Below are 16,961 nucleotides of genomic sequence, written 5' to 3'. Positions count from 1 at the left end.
TCATGCCGGTTGACTGGTAGAAACATCAAGCAGCGCTGCTGCTACAGGATAATAACTTTCGTTATGTTCAGCTTTGGCTCTCAATCCCGCAGGGACGTGATACAGCGCGCCAAGGTGGGTATAGCGCTGGGCCATTTCGACATAATTTGCACTGCCGATAGTATCGAGATAACGGAAGACACCACCGTGGAATGGCGGGAAGCCCAGCCCATAAACCAAAGCCATGTCACCTTCAGCCGGGCTGGCAATAATGCCTTCTTCCAGACACCGCACAACCTCATTGATCATCGGTATCATGGTGCGCGCGATAATATCGTCGTCGCTAAATTTCTGAGCAGGTTGGCTGACTTGTGCCAGTAATGCATCAACTTGCTCGTCATTCTCTTTACGCGGTTTACCTTTGGCATCTTGGGTATACCGGTAGAAGCCTTGGCCATTTTTCTGACCGAATCGTTGGTTCTCAAACATCACGTCAATGGCATCGCGATAATCTTTATTCATACGATCCGGGAAGCCAGCAGCCATCACGGCTTGTGCATGATGCGCGGTATCAATCCCTACCACATCTAACAGATAAGCTGGGCCCATTGGCCAACCAAACTGTTTTTCCATCACTTTATCAATTTGACGGAAATCACCGCCATCTCTGACTAACAGACCGAACCCCGCCAGATATGGGAATAAAACGCGGTTAACAAAGAAGCCCGGACAATCATTCACTACAATCGGTGTTTTACCCATTTGTGTGGCATAGGCCACAACGGCAGCAATCGTTTTGTCGGAAGTTTTGGCACCACGAATAATTTCAACCAGCGGCATACGATGAACTGGGTTGAAGAAATGCATACCGCAGAAATTCTCTGGGCGTTTAAGTGAGTGAGCTAATTGATCGATTGGAATGGTCGAGGTATTAGAGGCTAAAACGGTTTCTTCACTGATCAGCGCTTCAACTTCAGCCAGAACAGCGGCTTTCACTTTTGGATTTTCCACCACCGCTTCTACGATGACTTGCGCACGTTCAATTCCGTTGTAATCCAGTGTTGGCTGGATAGTTGCCAAAATATTCGCCATTTTCAGGCCATCGACTTTGCCGCGTTCCAGTTGTTTATTGAGGAGTTTGGCTGCTTCATTCATCCCAAGGGTGAGCGATTTGTCATTAATATCTTTCATAATGACGGGCACGCCTTTCAGTGCCGATTGATAGGCAATTCCACCGCCCATAATCCCGGCACCCAATACCGCCGCTTGTTTGGGGGCGCTGACACCTTTGGACAGTTTTTTTGCCTGACCTTTAACGTATTGGTCATTAAGGAAAATACCGACCAATGCACGAGCTTCATTGGAACCTGCCAATGGCACAAAGCTATTGGTTTCAAGTTTCAATGCCTCGGCTCGGCCAAGTTTTGCCGCAGCTTCGATAGTTTTTACGGCGGTTATTGGCGCTGGATAGTGTTTCCCCGCGACTTGCATAACCATGCCTTTGGCAATGGTAAAGCACATGGCGGCTTCTGTTGGGTTGAGCTTTAGTGGCTCTAATTTTGGGCGGCGGGCTGCTTGCCAATCAAGTTTTCCATCAATCGCCTGTTTCAGCATAGCTAAAGCGGCATCAGCCAGCTTTTCAGGTGCAACAACTGCATCAACCAGTCCAACTTTTAGGGCGTCTTTGGCAATAATATCTTTGCCAGCTGCAATGATTTCCAATGCACTGTCAGCACCTAATAAGCGGGGTAAACGTACAGAACCACCGAAGCCCGGCATGATACCGAGTTTAGTTTCGGGCAGACCAATACGGGTTTCTGGCGATGCAACACGGAAATCAGTGGCCAGAATACATTCACATCCACCACCTAATGCGTATCCATTAATGGCAGAGATTGTCGGGACTGGTAAGTCTTCCAAGCGATTAAAGATATCGTTGGCGAAGACCAGCCATTGGTGCAACTTTTCCGGTGGCGCATTAAACAGAGACAGAAACTCGGTGATATCGGCACCGACAATAAAGGCCGCTTTGGCAGAACGCAGCAGTAACCCTTTAAGTTCGCTTTGTTTTTCCAGCACAGCCAGGGCTTCACCCAAATTGGCTACTGTTTTGGTATCCAGCTTATTAACTGAACCCGGTGCATCAAACACCAACTCGGCAATGCCGTTTTCCAGCCAGTGAAGCTGTAGTGTTTCGCTTTGGTAGAGCATATCTATCTCCTGAATAAGCGCATGTGATCTGGTATGACCAGATATTCAGGAAGTGTGGATATTTTGTTAATGAATTGCAAACAAGAGATTGATTTTTTGCAGTGAAGATCACAGTCAATCAGAAAGGGTAATTGATTTTTATCATATTTATTCGTGACGTTTGGGCGGTTAAATAATCAATTTATCGAGTGACGTAATGTATTTTTCAGGCAGATAAGTTGTCATCAAAACATGGCTTTGGCGACTATGATAAGATGAAAAAATTAAGTTCTAATAGCAAAGGGTACTGTGATGGAAACGCTGGCTTCTTTATATAACGAACATTTATCCACCCTACAACAGCGCACTCGCGACGTGCTGGAGCGTCATCAGCTAGATGCTTTACTGATTCACTCCGGCGAATTACAACGTATTTTCCTTGATGACCGTGACTATCCTTTTAAAGTTAATGCCCAGTTCAAAGCTTGGGTGCCGGTGACTCAAGTCCCAAACTGCTGGTTATGGGTTGATGGGGTTAATACGCCGAAGTTATGGTTTTACTCCCCGGTAGACTATTGGCACAGTGTAGAGCCACTACCAGATAGCTTCTGGACAAAATCAATTGATATGCAGCCGCTAGCTAACGCGGATGATATTGCGCAGCAATTACCTGTGCAGCGGGATCGCGTGGCCTATATTGGATATGCGCAACACCGTGCTCAGGCTCTAGGTTTCAGTGCGGAAAATATTAATCCGCAGCCGGTGCTGGATTACCTTCATTTCTATCGTTCTTATAAAACGGACTATGAGCTGGCGTGCATGCGCGAAGCACAAAAGATGGCGGTCACCGGACATCGGGCTGCTTATGAGGCATTCCAATCAGGAATGAGCGAGTTTGATATCAATCTTGCCTATCTGATGGCAACGGGGCATCGTGATACTGATGTGCCTTACGATAATATCGTGGCGCTGAATGAACACTCTGCTGTGCTTCATTACACTACCTTACAGCATCAGCCACCGGCAGAAATGCGTAGTTTCTTGATGGATGCCGGTGCCGAATATAATGGTTATGCTGCTGACCTGACTCGCACTTATGCCGCTGACAGTGACAGCGATTTTGCCGCATTGATCAAAGATATGAATGATGAACAATTGGCACTGATCAAAACCATTAAAAGCGGTGTGCGCTATACCGATTATCACGTTCAGATGCACCAGCGCATTGCCAAGTTGCTTCATTCCCATAATCTAGTCACAGGTATCAGTGAAGATGCCATGGTTGAGAAAGGGATTACCTGTCCGTTCTTGCCTCACGGGCTGGGCCATCCTCTAGGGCTTCAAGTGCATGATACCGCTGGCTTTATGCAGGATGATACCGGTACTCACTTGGCAGCTCCATCAAAATACCCTTATCTGCGTTGCACACGAATTCTGCAACCACGGATGGTTCTCACTATTGAACCTGGCCTCTACTTTATTGAATCGTTATTGGCTCCTTGGCGTACCGGGGAATTCAGTAAGCACTTCAATTGGGAGCGCATTGAAGCGCTGAAGCCTTATGGTGGCATTCGCATAGAAGATAATATCGTTATCCATGATAATCGAGTTGAGAACATGACTCGTGACCTGAAGCTGGCCTGATGCAGCCTTATCTGATACCTGCCGCGCCGGTAACTATCAGCGAAGAGATTAAAAAAAGTCGTTTTATCACCTTGTTGGCACACACCAATGGGGTGAATGAAGCGAAAGATTTTATTCAGCAGGTTAAACAGCAGCATCCTACAGCCCGGCATCATTGCTGGGCTTTTGTTGCAGGTACGCCGACAGATTCACAGCAATTAGGTTTTTCTGATGATGGTGAGCCCTCTGGTACTGCGGGGAAACCTATCTTGGCCCAACTGATGGGGAGTCATATTGGCGAAATTACTGCCGTGGTTGTGCGTTACTATGGTGGTATCAAGCTCGGTACTGGCGGATTAGTCAGGGCGTATGGCAGCGGTGTCCAGCAAGCGTTAAAACAGATTGAAGTAAAATATAAAGTCCCACAAGTAGAATATACTTTGCAGTGTGACTATGCGCAGCTTGCCATGGTAGAAACACTATTACAGCAGGTTGAAGGCCAGATTTTACAGAGTGAATATGCACAACTCGTGACTCTTCATCTCTCATTGCCAGCAACTCAAGCCAGTCAGGTCGGGGATAAATTGCGTGATCTCAGTCGTGGTACGTTGCAATTGACGCCCATTTCGCAATAATCCCCATCCAAGTGAATTGCTAAGGAACGTGCCGGAATGCATTTTCGTGCCATAACCCGTATTGTTGGTCTGCTGGTCATCTTATTCTCCGGGACAATGTTTATTCCTGGGCTAGTGGCCTTGATCTATCGTGATGGTGCCGGCCGTGCCTTCAGCGAAACCTTTTTTGTTGCTCTGGCGATTGGTCTTTTGCTTTGGCTACCAAACCGAAAACAGAAACATGAATTGAAGCCGCGTGAAGGTTTCCTGATTGTTGTGCTGTTCTGGACGGTACTGGGCAGTGTCGGGGCATTACCTTTCTTATTCTCAGAGCGGCCCAATCTCTCTCTCACTGATGCATTCTTTGAATCATTCTCCGGTTTGACCACTACTGGAGCGACCACGTTGGTGGGTTTGGATTCATTGCCAAAAGCCATTTTATTTTATCGGCAAATGCTGCAATGGCTGGGGGGCATGGGGATCATTGTGCTGGCGGTGGCAATCTTACCTATTTTGGGCGTTGGAGGGATGCAGCTCTATCGGGCAGAGATGCCTGGCCCGTTGAAAGATAATAAAATGCGGCCTCGAATTGCTGAAACCGCGAAAACACTATGGCTTATCTATGTCTTACTGACCATTGCCTGCGCGCTTTCTTTGTGGGGGGCGGGGATGTCGGTGTTTGATGCTATCTCTCATAGCTTCTCCACTATTGCAATTGGTGGTTTCTCTACTCATGACGCCAGTATTGGTTACTTCAACAGCCCGACTATTAACACCATCATCGGTATTTTCTTGCTGATTTCTGGCTGTAACTTTGGTCTGCACTTTGCGGTACTCAGTGGACGCAGTTTGAAAGTCTATTGGCGTGATCCTGAATTTCGCATGTTTATCTTTGTACAATTGACCTTGGTTATCGTGTGCACCTTGGTGCTTTGGCAACATAGTGTGTACAAATCGGGGTTAGAAACCTTAAATCAGGCATTTTTCCAAGTGGTCTCTATGGCAACCACGGCAGGCTTCACGACGGACAGTATTTCTAAATGGCCGTTGTTCTTGCCGATACTCTTATTATGCTCTGCATTTATAGGAGGGTGTGCGGGATCAACTGGTGGTGGTCTGAAAGTGATTCGTATCCTGCTGCTCTACCTGCAAGGCTCGCGTGAATTAAAACGTTTAGTGCACCCGAATGCGGTTTACACCATTAAGCTGGGGCGGCGTGCGTTGCCGGAAAGAATACTGGAAGCTGTCTGGGGGTTTTTCTCCGCCTATGCTTTGGTTTTCATCATCAGCATGTTGGCGATCATCGCAACGGGTGTTGATGAATTTTCTGCTTTTGCGGCAGTCACCGCAACTTTGAACAATCTTGGGCCAGGTCTGGGTGTTGTTGCTGATAACTTTACCTCTATGAATCCGGCGGCAAAATGGATACTGGTGATAACCATGTTATTTGGTCGACTGGAAGTCTTCACTTTGTTGGTTCTCTTCACTCCAACATTCTGGCGTGAGTAATTCTGCATAAGGAACATTGCTATGAAAGTATTGATACTTTACTCCAGCCGAGATGGCCAAACGAAAACCATCGCTTCTTATATAGCTAAAGAATTATCGGTGGTAGCCACTTGTGAAATACAGGACTTGGCAGACGTGGGGCAAATCGATCTGAGCCAATACCAGCAGGTAATGATTGGTGCTTCAGTACGCTATGGGCATTTCAATCCGAGTTTGACCAAATTCGTCAATAAACACGTCGAACAACTCAACCAGATGCCGAGTGCTTTCTTTGCGGTTAACCTGACAGCACGTAAGCCAGAAAAGCGTTCGCCACAAACAAATGCTTATGTGCGTAAGTTCCTGCTCAGTACACCGTGGCAACCGACATTGTGCACCGTATTCGCAGGAGCCTTGCGTTATCCCCGTTACCGTTGGATCGACCGGGTAATGATCCAGCTTATTATGCGTATGACTGGTGGGGAAACGGATACCAGTAAAGAAGTTGAATATACGGATTGGCAGCAGGTCAGCGGTTTTGCTCAGGATTTCTCGGAATTGTCGTACAAAAAATAACAAGAATGACGTTTATCGCAGCAAATCGTTGAAATAAAACACGGTTGAAAAGTTTTTTTAAATTAGGGGTTGCAGGCTGTCAGGAACTCCCTATAATGCGCCTCCACTGACCGGGAACAACGAAACACACTTCGCCGGGTCAGGAAGAGAAAAGAATGATTTTGACTTCGAAAGAAACAAAAGAAAACCTTGACTCTTCAGCGGGAAAGCGTATTATCTGCCTCCCGCGTTACCGTAAGATTCGCCGCAAGGCAAACAGGTAACGAACGCTCTTTAACAATTTATCAGACAATCTGTGTGGGCACTCGCAAGACGATATCGAAGCCTGTTTCGGCAGGCAGAAGAAATATCAAAGTCTTGAAGAGTGACCAAAGCAGTAAACATTTGAACTTCGGTTCGAATGCATATTTGCAGAAAGTAATCTTTGAGCATCGCTACCTCGGTAGCAAATCAAACAAATCTTAAATTGAAGAGTTTGATCATGGCTCAGATTGAACGCTGGCGGCAGGCCTAACACATGCAAGTCGAGCGGCAGCGGAAAGTAGCTTGCTACTTTGCCGGCGAGCGGCGGACGGGTGAGTAATGTCTGGGAAACTGCCTGATGGAGGGGGATAACTACTGGAAACGGTAGCTAATACCGCATGACCTCGAAAGAGCAAAGTGGGGGACCTTCGGGCCTCACGCCATCGGATGTGCCCAGATGGGATTAGCTAGTAGGTGAGGTAATGGCTCACCTAGGCGACGATCCCTAGCTGGTCTGAGAGGATGACCAGCCACACTGGAACTGAGACACGGTCCAGACTCCTACGGGAGGCAGCAGTGGGGAATATTGCACAATGGGCGCAAGCCTGATGCAGCCATGCCGCGTGTGTGAAGAAGGCCTTCGGGTTGTAAAGCACTTTCAGCGAGGAGGAAGGCATTTCACTTAATACGTGAAGTGATTGACGTTACTCGCAGAAGAAGCACCGGCTAACTCCGTGCCAGCAGCCGCGGTAATACGGAGGGTGCAAGCGTTAATCGGAATTACTGGGCGTAAAGCGCACGCAGGCGGTTTGTTAAGTCAGATGTGAAATCCCCGAGCTTAACTTGGGAACTGCATTTGAAACTGGCAAGCTAGAGTCTTGTAGAGGGGGGTAGAATTCCAGGTGTAGCGGTGAAATGCGTAGAGATCTGGAGGAATACCGGTGGCGAAGGCGGCCCCCTGGACAAAGACTGACGCTCAGGTGCGAAAGCGTGGGGAGCAAACAGGATTAGATACCCTGGTAGTCCACGCTGTAAACGATGTCGACTTGGAGGTTGTGCCCTTGAGGCGTGGCTTCCGGAGCTAACGCGTTAAGTCGACCGCCTGGGGAGTACGGCCGCAAGGTTAAAACTCAAATGAATTGACGGGGGCCCGCACAAGCGGTGGAGCATGTGGTTTAATTCGATGCAACGCGAAGAACCTTACCTACTCTTGACATCCACAGAACTGAGCAGAGATGCTTAGGTGCCTTCGGGAACTGTGAGACAGGTGCTGCATGGCTGTCGTCAGCTCGTGTTGTGAAATGTTGGGTTAAGTCCCGCAACGAGCGCAACCCTTATCCTTTGTTGCCAGCACGTAATGGTGGGAACTCAAAGGAGACTGCCGGTGATAAACCGGAGGAAGGTGGGGATGACGTCAAGTCATCATGGCCCTTACGAGTAGGGCTACACACGTGCTACAATGGCAGATACAAAGTGAAGCGAACTCGCGAGAGCAAGCGGACCACATAAAGTCTGTCGTAGTCCGGATTGGAGTCTGCAACTCGACTCCATGAAGTCGGAATCGCTAGTAATCGTAGATCAGAATGCTACGGTGAATACGTTCCCGGGCCTTGTACACACCGCCCGTCACACCATGGGAGTGGGTTGCAAAAGAAGTAGGTAGCTTAACCTTCGGGAGGGCGCTTACCACTTTGTGATTCATGACTGGGGTGAAGTCGTAACAAGGTAACCGTAGGGGAACCTGCGGTTGGATCACCTCCTTACCTAACGATACGCATTGCGCAGTGTCCACACAGATTGTCTGATAAAAGTAATGAGCAAGAGCACCTGTTGATGTCGTGAGTTTCGACTCATGCTGATGCGAAACGGTTAGATTTCGGTTTAATCGGACTTTCGTGTCCCCATCGTCTAGAGGCCTAGGACACTGCCCTTTCACGGCTGTAACAGGGGTTCGAATCCCCTTGGGGACGCCAATCCGATAATGTGTGAAAGACATTATCACCGGTTCTTGATGAACCACAAAATAACTTAAAGATGACTTTAACGAGTCGTGTTTAAGATATTGCTCTTTAACAATCTGGAACAAGCTGAAAATTGAAACAATACAGCTGAACATTATCTCTCCGTAGATGTACTGAGATAATAAGTAACCTGTATTAGAGTCTCTCAAATAATCACAACGCAAGTGGTCGAAAGACACCTTCGGGTTGTGAGGTTAAGCGACTAAGCGTACACGGTGGATGCCTAGGCAGTCAGAGGCGATGAAGGGCGTGCTAATCTGCGAAAAGCGTCGGTAAGCTGATATGAAGCGTTACAACCGACGATACCCGAATGGGGAAACCCAGTGCAATTCGTTGCACTATCGTTAGATGAATACATAGTCTAACGAGGCGAACCGGGGGAACTGAAACATCTAAGTACCCCGAGGAAAAGAAATCAACCGAGATTCCCCCAGTAGCGGCGAGCGAACGGGGAGGAGCCCAGAGTCTGAATCAGTTTGTGTGTTAGTGGAAGCGTCTGGAAAGTCGCACGGTACAGGGTGATAGTCCCGTACACAAAAATACACTTGCTGTGAACTCGATGAGTAGGGCGGGACACGTGACATCCTGTCTGAATATGGGGGGACCATCCTCCAAGGCTAAATACTCCTGACTGACCGATAGTGAACCAGTACCGTGAGGGAAAGGCGAAAAGAACCCCGGCGAGGGGAGTGAAATAGAACCTGAAACCGTGTACGTACAAGCAGTGGGAGCACCTTCGTGGTGTGACTGCGTACCTTTTGTATAATGGGTCAGCGACTTATATTTTGTAGCAAGGTTAACCGAATAGGGGAGCCGTAGGGAAACCGAGTCTTAACTGGGCGTCTAGTTGCAAGGTATAGACCCGAAACCCGGTGATCTAGCCATGGGCAGGTTGAAGGTTGGGTAACACTAACTGGAGGACCGAACCGACTAATGTTGAAAAATTAGCGGATGACTTGTGGCTGGGGGTGAAAGGCCAATCAAACCGGGAGATAGCTGGTTCTCCCCGAAAGCTATTTAGGTAGCGCCTCGTGAACTCATCTTCGGGGGTAGAGCACTGTTTCGGCTAGGGGGCCACCCCGGCTTACCAAACCGATGCAAACTCCGAATACCGAAGAATGTTATCACGGGAGACACACGGCGGGTGCTAACGTCCGTCGTGAAGAGGGAAACAACCCAGACCGCCAGCTAAGGTCCCAAAGTCATGGTTAAGTGGGAAACGATGTGGGAAGGCATAGACAGCCAGGATGTTGGCTTAGAAGCAGCCATCATTTAAAGAAAGCGTAATAGCTCACTGGTCGAGTCGGCCTGCGCGGAAGATGTAACGGGGCTAAACCATGCACCGAAGCTGCGGCAGCGACACTTAGGTGTTGTTGGGTAGGGGAGCGTTCTGTAAGCCGTTGAAGGTGAACTGTGAGGTTTGCTGGAGGTATCAGAAGTGCGAATGCTGACATAAGTAACGATAATGCGGGTGAAAAGCCCGCACGCCGGAAGACCAAGGGTTCCTGTCCAACGTTAATCGGGGCAGGGTGAGTCGACCCCTAAGGCGAGGCTGAAAAGCGTAGTCGATGGGAAACAGGTTAATATTCCTGTACTTGGTGTTACTGCGAAGGGGGGACGGAGAAGGCTAGGCTAGCCGGGCGACGGTTGTCCCGGTTTAAGCATGTAGGCGGAGTGACCTGGTAAATCCGGTTGCTTATCAACGCTGAGGTGTGATGACGATGCACTACGGTGCAGAAGTAGTTGATGCCAAGCTTCCAGGAAAAGCCTCTAAGCATCAGGTAACATTAAATCGTACCCCAAACCGACACAGGTGGTCAGGTAGAGAATACTCAGGCGCTTGAGAGAACTCGGGTGAAGGAACTAGGCAAAATGGTGCCGTAACTTCGGGAGAAGGCACGCTGGCATTAGGTAAAGAGACTTGCTCTCGTAGCCGAAGCCAGTCGCAGATACCAGCTGGCTGCAACTGTTTAATAAAAACACAGCACTGTGCAAACACGAAAGTGGACGTATACGGTGTGACGCCTGCCCGGTGCTGGAAGGTTAATTGATGGGGTCAGCCGCAAGGCGAAGCTCTTGATCGAAGCCCCAGTAAACGGCGGCCGTAACTATAACGGTCCTAAGGTAGCGAAATTCCTTGTCGGGTAAGTTCCGACCTGCACGAATGGCGTAATGATGGCCAGGCTGTCTCCACCCGAGACTCAGTGAAATTGAACTCGCTGTGAAGATGCAGTGTACCCGCGGCAAGACGGAAAGACCCCGTGAACCTTTACTATAGCTTGACACTGAACATTGAGCCTTGATGTGTAGGATAGGTGGGAGGCATCGAAGCGTGGACGCCAGTCTGCGTGGAGCCAACCTTGAAATACCACCCTTTAATGTTTGATGTTCTAACTCGGCCCCGTAATCCGGGGTGAGGACAGTGTCTGGTGGGTAGTTTGACTGGGGCGGTCTCCTCCCAAAGAGTAACGGAGGAGCACGAAGGTTAGCTAATCACGGTCGGACATCGTGAGGTTAGTGCAAAGGCATAAGCTAGCTTGACTGCGAGAGTGACGGCTCGAGCAGGTACGAAAGTAGGTCTTAGTGATCCGGTGGTTCTGAATGGAAGGGCCATCGCTCAACGGATAAAAGGTACTCCGGGGATAACAGGCTGATACCGCCCAAGAGTTCATATCGACGGCGGTGTTTGGCACCTCGATGTCGGCTCATCACATCCTGGGGCTGAAGTAGGTCCCAAGGGTATGGCTGTTCGCCATTTAAAGTGGTACGCGAGCTGGGTTTAGAACGTCGTGAGACAGTTCGGTCCCTATCTGCCGTGGGCGTTGGAAGATTGAGAGGGGCTGCTCCTAGTACGAGAGGACCGGAGTGGACGAATCACTGGTGTTCGGGTTGTCATGCCAATGGCACTGCCCGGTAGCTAAATTCGGAAGAGATAACCGCTGAAAGCATCTAAGCGGGAAACTTGCCTCGAGATGAGTCTTCCCTGGGGCTTTAAGCCCCCTGAAGGAACGTTAAAGACTATGACGTTGATAGGCTGGGTGTGTAAGTGCAGCGATGCATTGAGCTAACCAGTACTAATGATCCGTGAGGCTTAACCTTACAACACCGAAGGTGTTTTGTGTTTGAGAGATTTTCAGCGAAGTTTACAGATTGAATTGGCTGGCTGCATGAGAGTGATTGTGTAGCGAGTTGATGAAAACAGAATTTGCCTGGCGGCCATAGCGCGGTGGTCCCACCTGATCCCATGCCGAACTCAGAAGTGAAACGCCGTAGCGCCGATGGTAGTGTGGGGTCTCCCCATGCGAGAGTAGGACACTGCCAGGCATCAAATCAAGCCGAGACCCCATGCCAAAAGCGTGGGGTTTTTGCTATGTATGGAATATGAAAAGAGAAAGCCTTCTGCTATGCAGAGGGCTTTTTTACGTTTGTACTTAAAACAAAATACAATATGAGTATTATGATCGGTTAGACTAGCGCTAGAGCTAGCTAGAATGAGTATCCAATGCAATGTCGAGTCAAGGTTCCCCGCTAAAACATCTCAATACTTTCGCGTTATCAGCCTACGCGAGCAACGTCATCAGTGCCAACTCTACGGAAGAATTGATTAACGCCTGGCGCGAGTCAGTCTCTAAGCAGCAACCTGTACTTTTGCTTGGAGAAGGCAGTAATGTACTGTTCATTGAGAATTACGCGGGAACAGTATTATTAAATCGTATCAAGGGCATCACTTTTACTGAAGACGATACTGCCTGGCATTTGCATGTTGGTGCCGGGGAGAATTGGCATCAACTGGTATGCTATTCACTGCAACACAATATGCCGGGGCTGGAAAACTTGGCTTTAATCCCTGGATGTGTCGGTTCTGCGCCAATCCAGAACATTGGTGCTTATGGTGTTGAACTGCAAAAGGTATGTGAGTACGTTGATTTACTTGATATGGAGACGGGTACAGTCCTGCGTCTCTCCGCCCAAGATTGCCAGTTCGGTTATCGCGATAGCATCTTTAAGCACCGCTATGGGAATGGATTTGCCATTGTCGCGGTTGGGATCAGATTAATAAAATCTTGGACTCCAACACTGGGCTATGGCGACTTAGCTCGTATGGATCCATTGACGGTCACAGCAGAAGATATCTTCAATTCAGTCTGTGCAATGCGTCGAAGTAAGTTACCTGATCCAACCGTGACAGGTAATGCCGGTAGTTTCTTCAAAAATCCAGTTGTGGATGCAAGCGTGGCTGAAGATATCGTGAAGCGCTATCCCAATGCACCTCATTATCTGCAACCTGATGGTTTAGTAAAACTGGCCGCGGGCTGGTTGATTGATCAATGCGCGCTTAAGGGCTATCAGATTGGTGGGGCTGCAGTGCATCAACAGCAAGCCTTAGTACTCATTAATCTCGCAGGAGCGACTGGGCAGGATGTTCTGGGCCTTGCTAGCTATATTCGCCAGCAGGTCGCAAATAAATTCGCTATCTGGTTGGAACCAGAGGTTCGCTTTATCGCAAGTAATGGTGAGGTTAATGCTGTGGAGCGTTTGTCGTGAAAGATATTAAAGTTCCCTTGCGGTTAATTGGCATACTTGCTGATGGCGCATTTCACTCTGGCGAGCAACTGGGTGAAATGTTAGGCATGAGTCGTGCAGCGATTAACAAGCATATGCAGACTATCAGAGAGTGGGGATTAGATGTCTTTACGGTCCCCGGTAAGGGTTATAGTCTACCAGCACCTATTCAACTGCTCGATGAGGAAGCGATATTACGTTATCTACCCTCTGGGCAGGTAACCGTATTGCCAGTTGTAGATTCTACAAATCAGTATCTCTTAGAGCGGATTGCTGAGCTTAAATCTGGTGATGCTTGTGTTGCTGAATATCAGCAAGCTGGACGAGGCCGACGCGGGCGTCAGTGGGTCTCTCCTTTTGGTGCTAATCTTTATTTATCAATGTTCTGGCGTCTTGAACAAGGTCCTGCTGCAGCGATGGGACTAAGTTTGGTTGTCGGTATTGTCATGGCAGAAGTGCTACATAAGCTGGGTGCTGAGCAGGTTCGAGTAAAGTGGCCAAATGATCTCTATCTTAATGATAAAAAACTGGCCGGTATATTAGTCGAACTCACAGGGAAGACGGGTGATGCAGCCCAGTTAGTGATTGGCGCCGGTATCAACCTGACCATGCGAGCATCAACAACCAATGTTATCAATCAGGATTGGATTAATTTGCAGGAAGCTGGGGTTATTATTGATCGTAATAAACTGACGGCTGAACTGTTATCTGAATTAAGGTTAGCCGTAGTTAAGTTCGAGAATGAGGGTTTATCTGCTTTTATTTCTCGTTGGCGTGAAATGGATAATTATCTTGATCGCCCTGTGAAATTAATTATTGGAAACCAAGAAATATTTGGGATAGCACGCGGTATAGACCAACAAGGTGCATTATTGTTAGAGCAAGACGGTAATGTAAAACCTTATATTGGTGGTGAGATATCTCTTCGAGGTATTTAATTAATAGATTAAGCGGGCAGTTATTACTACCCGCTATTAATTATTTTCTCAATCGTACACTCTCAACTGCATGATTAGCACTCTTAGTCATTATCAGACTTGCTCTCTCACGAGTCGGTAATATATTCTGCTTTAAATTCAACCCATTAATCTCTTTCCATAACTGAGTTGCAATCTTGACTGCTTCAGTTTCAGGCAGTTTGGCATAATTATGGAAGTAAGAATCTGGATTAGAGAATGCACCTTGTCGGAATTTAAGGAACCGATTGATATACCAACTTTGCAGTAAGTCTTCTGGCGCATCTACATATATAGAGAAGTCGACAAAGTCAGAGACAAATACATGGTGGGGATCATGAGGGTAATCCATACCACTTTGCAATACATTCAATCCTTCCAGAATAAGGATATCAGGTTGCTTAATGACTTTATTTCCATCAGGTACAACGTCATAGATCAAATGTGAATAGACTGGCGCTGTCACTTGGCTGGCACCTGATTTAACTTCAGAGACAAAATTCACCAAGCTATGCATGTCATAAGACTCTGGGAAGCCTTTTTTCTTCATCAACCCACGTTCATTTAATACTTTATTGGGGTGAAGAAAACCATCTGTAGTAATCAGCTCGACGCTGCGGTGTTCCGGCCAGCGGCTTAACAAGGCTTGCAGTAAACGTGCTGTTGTACTTTTACCTACAGCGACACTACCTGCAATACCGATAACATAAGGGATACGTTGGCCATCAGTCCCGAGGAATTGTTCCAAAACAGCCTGTCGGCGTAAATTAGAACTGATATAAAAATTAAGTAGACGCGAAAGTGGTAGATAAATCTGTGCCACTTCATCTAATGAAAGGTCTTCGTTAATCCCTTTGAGTTTAACGATTTCTTCTTCTGTTAGCGTCAATGGTACGGAGTCGCGCAGGGCAGCCCACTGAGTACGATCGAACTGTAGATAAGGCGTCGCTAAAGACTGATCTCTTTTTGTCATAAGCCAAATTCTGCCTGTTAACGCAGGTTGGGAAAGGCGCTGGACGCCAACTCCAGATAAGAAACAAGCTGCATATTATAGGCAGCTTGCTCTTTGGCGTAGACATTTTTGTATTTAGTGAGTGATTTCTTTGATGTGTGCTGCTATTCCCATCAATTAAGACGAGCTGCAGCAAGTTATAATCTTCTTACTGGTCATATCTATGCTTATTAACTGGCTATAGACGTATGCGTTTGATTTACTGAGAATAAACGTTTGAAATAAATCGCTGTTGGGTGATAGCAACCGTCAGGCGTACAAGCATAATCAGGAATTTCCCCCATGCGGCGATAACCTTGCGTCCGATAGAAAGATTCAGCGGGAGAGCCAGCCTGTGTATCGAGATACAACAATCCACGATGAAGTTGAATGGCTGTATTCTCCATGGCAATGACCAACTTATGCCCAATACCACTGCGGCGACTACGGCTATGGACTAATAACTTTTGTACTTCAGCTCGGTTTAAACCGTTGGGTTTTTGGCAAAGGTCTAATTGAATCGTCCCCACTATTCCAACTTCATCACGGGCTATCCATAACAATAGCGTCCCCTTTGCAATGGCAGGGCGAAGGTTATGGAAATAAGCCTCGGCGTCTTCCCGTGAGAGCGTCCGAGTGTCATACCCTATCGATGCGCCATGAGACACTGCATCAATCAACAAACTTGCCAGATCACTTCGGTATATCGGTAATGTTGACGCATTAAGCAAAACAATCTTCATGACAAATCCCTCTTTCTAACGGCCTGTCTGCGTATATACCTATGCTTAAGCAATAAACAAGCCAAGCTGTTAACAGAGTAATTATCTGAATTGGGATGATTATTTTTTGTTGCTACGCACTGTATTGGGGTGATTTCCCTATTTTGGGGCATAAAAAGAGGTCATTTTCATCGGAATGACACTGAAGATTGCGTAGCAATGAGACATGGTTCAGTTTTTAGGGGGTGATTTTTATCGATAGAATTAGTTAGAATAGCAAAAGCACTGGATGCTAATTAAGCTAATCATGGTTAATAATACATCTGGATTTTAAAAAGCGGCTGTTTTCTGAGCGAAAGGGCAAGTTATGCAATTTTTTTGTTGCATCATAGGCCCACTCTACCTAGAATGCGCTGCACTTGATGCCGGCATAGCTCAGTTGGTAGAGCAACTGACTTGTAATCAGTAGGTCCCGAGTTCGACTCTTGGTGCCGGCACCATTCAAGTATAAAAATCAGGTGGGGTTCCCGAGCGGCCAAAGGGAGCAGACTGTAAATCTGCCGTCATCGACTTCGAAGGTTCGAATCCTTCCCCCACCACCATATTTAACCTTGAGTCTCAGGGCGATTCAGAAGACCGAACCCCAATAAACACTCAAGGCGAGAGCAACGCTCTCGATGAAGAGTGAAGTGGCCAAGCCCTTCCTTTCAAGTTTCTGCAGATTAAGTCAGGTAGCCGAGTTCTAAGATGCGGGCATCGTATAATGGCTATTACCTCAGCCTTCCAAGCTGATGATGTGGGTTCGATTCCCACTGCCCGCTCCAAGATGTGCTGATATAGCTCAGTTGGTAGAGCGCACCCTTGGTAAGGGTGAGGTCGGCAGTTCGAATCTGCCTATCAGCACCACTTCTCATTCTCTCGTCCCCTGATTTTCTTTCTGTGTTATGGATTCAGCAAGCATGCGCTTGGTTGATGTGGTGAAACCACCGATTCCG

The 16,961-nt window shown here is 47.7% G+C and carries 9 protein-coding genes, 5 tRNA genes and 3 rRNA genes; 14 read left to right on the top strand and 3 right to left on the bottom strand.

The features are described from left to right. Positions 1-2,190 (bottom strand): fatty acid oxidation complex subunit alpha FadB, encoded by a 2,190-nt coding sequence (gene fadB / locus ACIOG0_RS20405; RefSeq protein WP_050141141.1) that lies wholly within the window; start codon positions 2,188-2,190, stop codon positions 1-3. Between the two features lie 291 nt (positions 2,191-2,481). On the opposite strand from fadB, the gene pepQ reads away from it, so the two are divergent. From pepQ to birA, 10 genes are all read left to right on the top strand, one after another. Then, positions 2,482-3,813: a Xaa-Pro dipeptidase gene (pepQ, locus tag ACIOG0_RS20400; RefSeq protein ID WP_050101029.1), complete on the top strand. Its 1,332-nt coding sequence runs from the start codon at positions 2,482-2,484 to the stop codon at positions 3,811-3,813. Next, positions 3,813-4,427, top strand: a complete 615-nt coding sequence (locus ACIOG0_RS20395) for an IMPACT family protein (RefSeq protein WP_050101030.1) — start codon at positions 3,813-3,815, stop codon at positions 4,425-4,427. The genes pepQ and ACIOG0_RS20395 overlap by 1 nt, the downstream gene beginning before the upstream one ends. Positions 4,428-4,463: 36 nt before the next feature. After that, entirely contained in the window at positions 4,464-5,915 is a 1,452-nt protein-coding gene (trkH, locus tag ACIOG0_RS20390) for a Trk system potassium transporter TrkH (RefSeq protein WP_050101031.1), read from the top strand. A gap of 21 nt (positions 5,916-5,936) precedes the next feature. Further along, on the top strand, positions 5,937-6,470 hold the full coding sequence (gene hemG, locus ACIOG0_RS20385; RefSeq protein WP_050296220.1) for a menaquinone-dependent protoporphyrinogen IX dehydrogenase: 534 nt from the start codon (positions 5,937-5,939) through the stop codon (positions 6,468-6,470). A gap of 463 nt (positions 6,471-6,933) precedes the next feature. Continuing rightward, a 16S ribosomal RNA gene (locus tag ACIOG0_RS20380) occupies positions 6,934-8,476 on the top strand. A gap of 134 nt (positions 8,477-8,610) precedes the next feature. Further along, positions 8,611-8,686, top strand: a tRNA-Glu gene (locus tag ACIOG0_RS20375). A 240-nt stretch (positions 8,687-8,926) separates the two neighbouring features. Continuing rightward, positions 8,927-11,833 (top strand): 23S ribosomal RNA (locus tag ACIOG0_RS20370). A 109-nt stretch (positions 11,834-11,942) separates the two neighbouring features. Further along, positions 11,943-12,058: ribosomal RNA gene (gene rrf / locus ACIOG0_RS20365) — 5S ribosomal RNA — on the top strand. The 16S, 23S and 5S rRNA genes sit together here with 1 tRNA gene alongside, the layout of an rRNA operon. Positions 12,059-12,241: 183 nt before the next feature. Continuing rightward, complete coding sequence (gene murB / locus ACIOG0_RS20360) at positions 12,242-13,279, top strand: UDP-N-acetylmuramate dehydrogenase (protein WP_128451926.1); 1,038 nt, start codon at positions 12,242-12,244, stop codon at positions 13,277-13,279. Further along, complete coding sequence (birA, locus tag ACIOG0_RS20355) at positions 13,276-14,235, top strand: bifunctional biotin--[acetyl-CoA-carboxylase] ligase/biotin operon repressor BirA (RefSeq protein WP_050101905.1); 960 nt, start codon at positions 13,276-13,278, stop codon at positions 14,233-14,235. Before murB ends, birA begins: the two co-directional genes overlap by 4 nt. Before the next feature lie 40 nt (positions 14,236-14,275). On the opposite strand, the gene coaA is transcribed toward birA, so the two are convergent. Both coaA and ACIOG0_RS20345 read right to left on the bottom strand, forming a co-directional pair. After that, positions 14,276-15,226 carry a type I pantothenate kinase gene (gene coaA, locus ACIOG0_RS20350; RefSeq protein ID WP_050101906.1) on the bottom strand — a complete coding sequence of 317 codons (951 nt, stop codon included), beginning with the start codon at positions 15,224-15,226 and terminating at the stop codon, positions 14,276-14,278. Positions 15,227-15,435: 209 nt separating this feature from the next. Beyond that, entirely contained in the window at positions 15,436-15,987 is a 552-nt protein-coding gene (locus ACIOG0_RS20345) for a GNAT family N-acetyltransferase (protein WP_050101907.1), read from the bottom strand. A 403-nt stretch (positions 15,988-16,390) separates the two neighbouring features. Between ACIOG0_RS20345 and ACIOG0_RS20340 the strand changes: the two genes are divergently transcribed. The 4 genes from ACIOG0_RS20340 (at position 16,391) to ACIOG0_RS20325 (ending at position 16,872) form a co-directional block, all read left to right on the top strand. Continuing rightward, positions 16,391-16,466 (top strand) — tRNA-Thr (locus ACIOG0_RS20340). A 17-nt stretch (positions 16,467-16,483) separates the two neighbouring features. Beyond that, positions 16,484-16,568, top strand: a tRNA-Tyr gene (locus tag ACIOG0_RS20335). Between the two features lie 147 nt (positions 16,569-16,715). Beyond that, positions 16,716-16,790 (top strand) — tRNA-Gly (locus ACIOG0_RS20330). A gap of 6 nt (positions 16,791-16,796) precedes the next feature. Further along, positions 16,797-16,872, top strand: a tRNA-Thr gene (locus ACIOG0_RS20325). Positions 16,873-16,961: the final 89 nt, after the last annotated feature.

Origin of the sequence: Yersinia vastinensis (assembly GCF_044905075.1) — a bacterium.
GTDB lineage: Bacteria > Pseudomonadota > Gammaproteobacteria > Enterobacterales > Enterobacteriaceae > Yersinia > Yersinia vastinensis.
The sequence above is the reverse complement of the archived record's forward strand: the minus strand, read 5'-3'. Positions and strand labels throughout refer to the sequence as shown.

Coding starts and splice junctions, on each gene's coding strand:
- murB (WP_128451926.1), top strand. CDS start 12,242: ATGTCGAGTCAAGGTTCCCCGCTAAAACATCTCAATACTTTCGCGTTA.
- ACIOG0_RS20395 (WP_050101030.1), top strand. CDS start 3,813: ATGCAGCCTTATCTGATACCTGCCGCGCCGGTAACTATCAGCGAAGAG.
- fadB (WP_050141141.1), bottom strand. CDS start 2,190: ATGCTCTACCAAAGCGAAACACTACAGCTTCACTGGCTGGAAAACGGC.
- pepQ (WP_050101029.1), top strand. CDS start 2,482: ATGGAAACGCTGGCTTCTTTATATAACGAACATTTATCCACCCTACAA.
- trkH (WP_050101031.1), top strand. CDS start 4,464: ATGCATTTTCGTGCCATAACCCGTATTGTTGGTCTGCTGGTCATCTTA.
- ACIOG0_RS20345 (WP_050101907.1), bottom strand. CDS start 15,987: ATGAAGATTGTTTTGCTTAATGCGTCAACATTACCGATATACCGAAGT.
- coaA (WP_050101906.1), bottom strand. CDS start 15,226: ATGACAAAAAGAGATCAGTCTTTAGCGACGCCTTATCTACAGTTCGAT.
- hemG (WP_050296220.1), top strand. CDS start 5,937: ATGAAAGTATTGATACTTTACTCCAGCCGAGATGGCCAAACGAAAACC.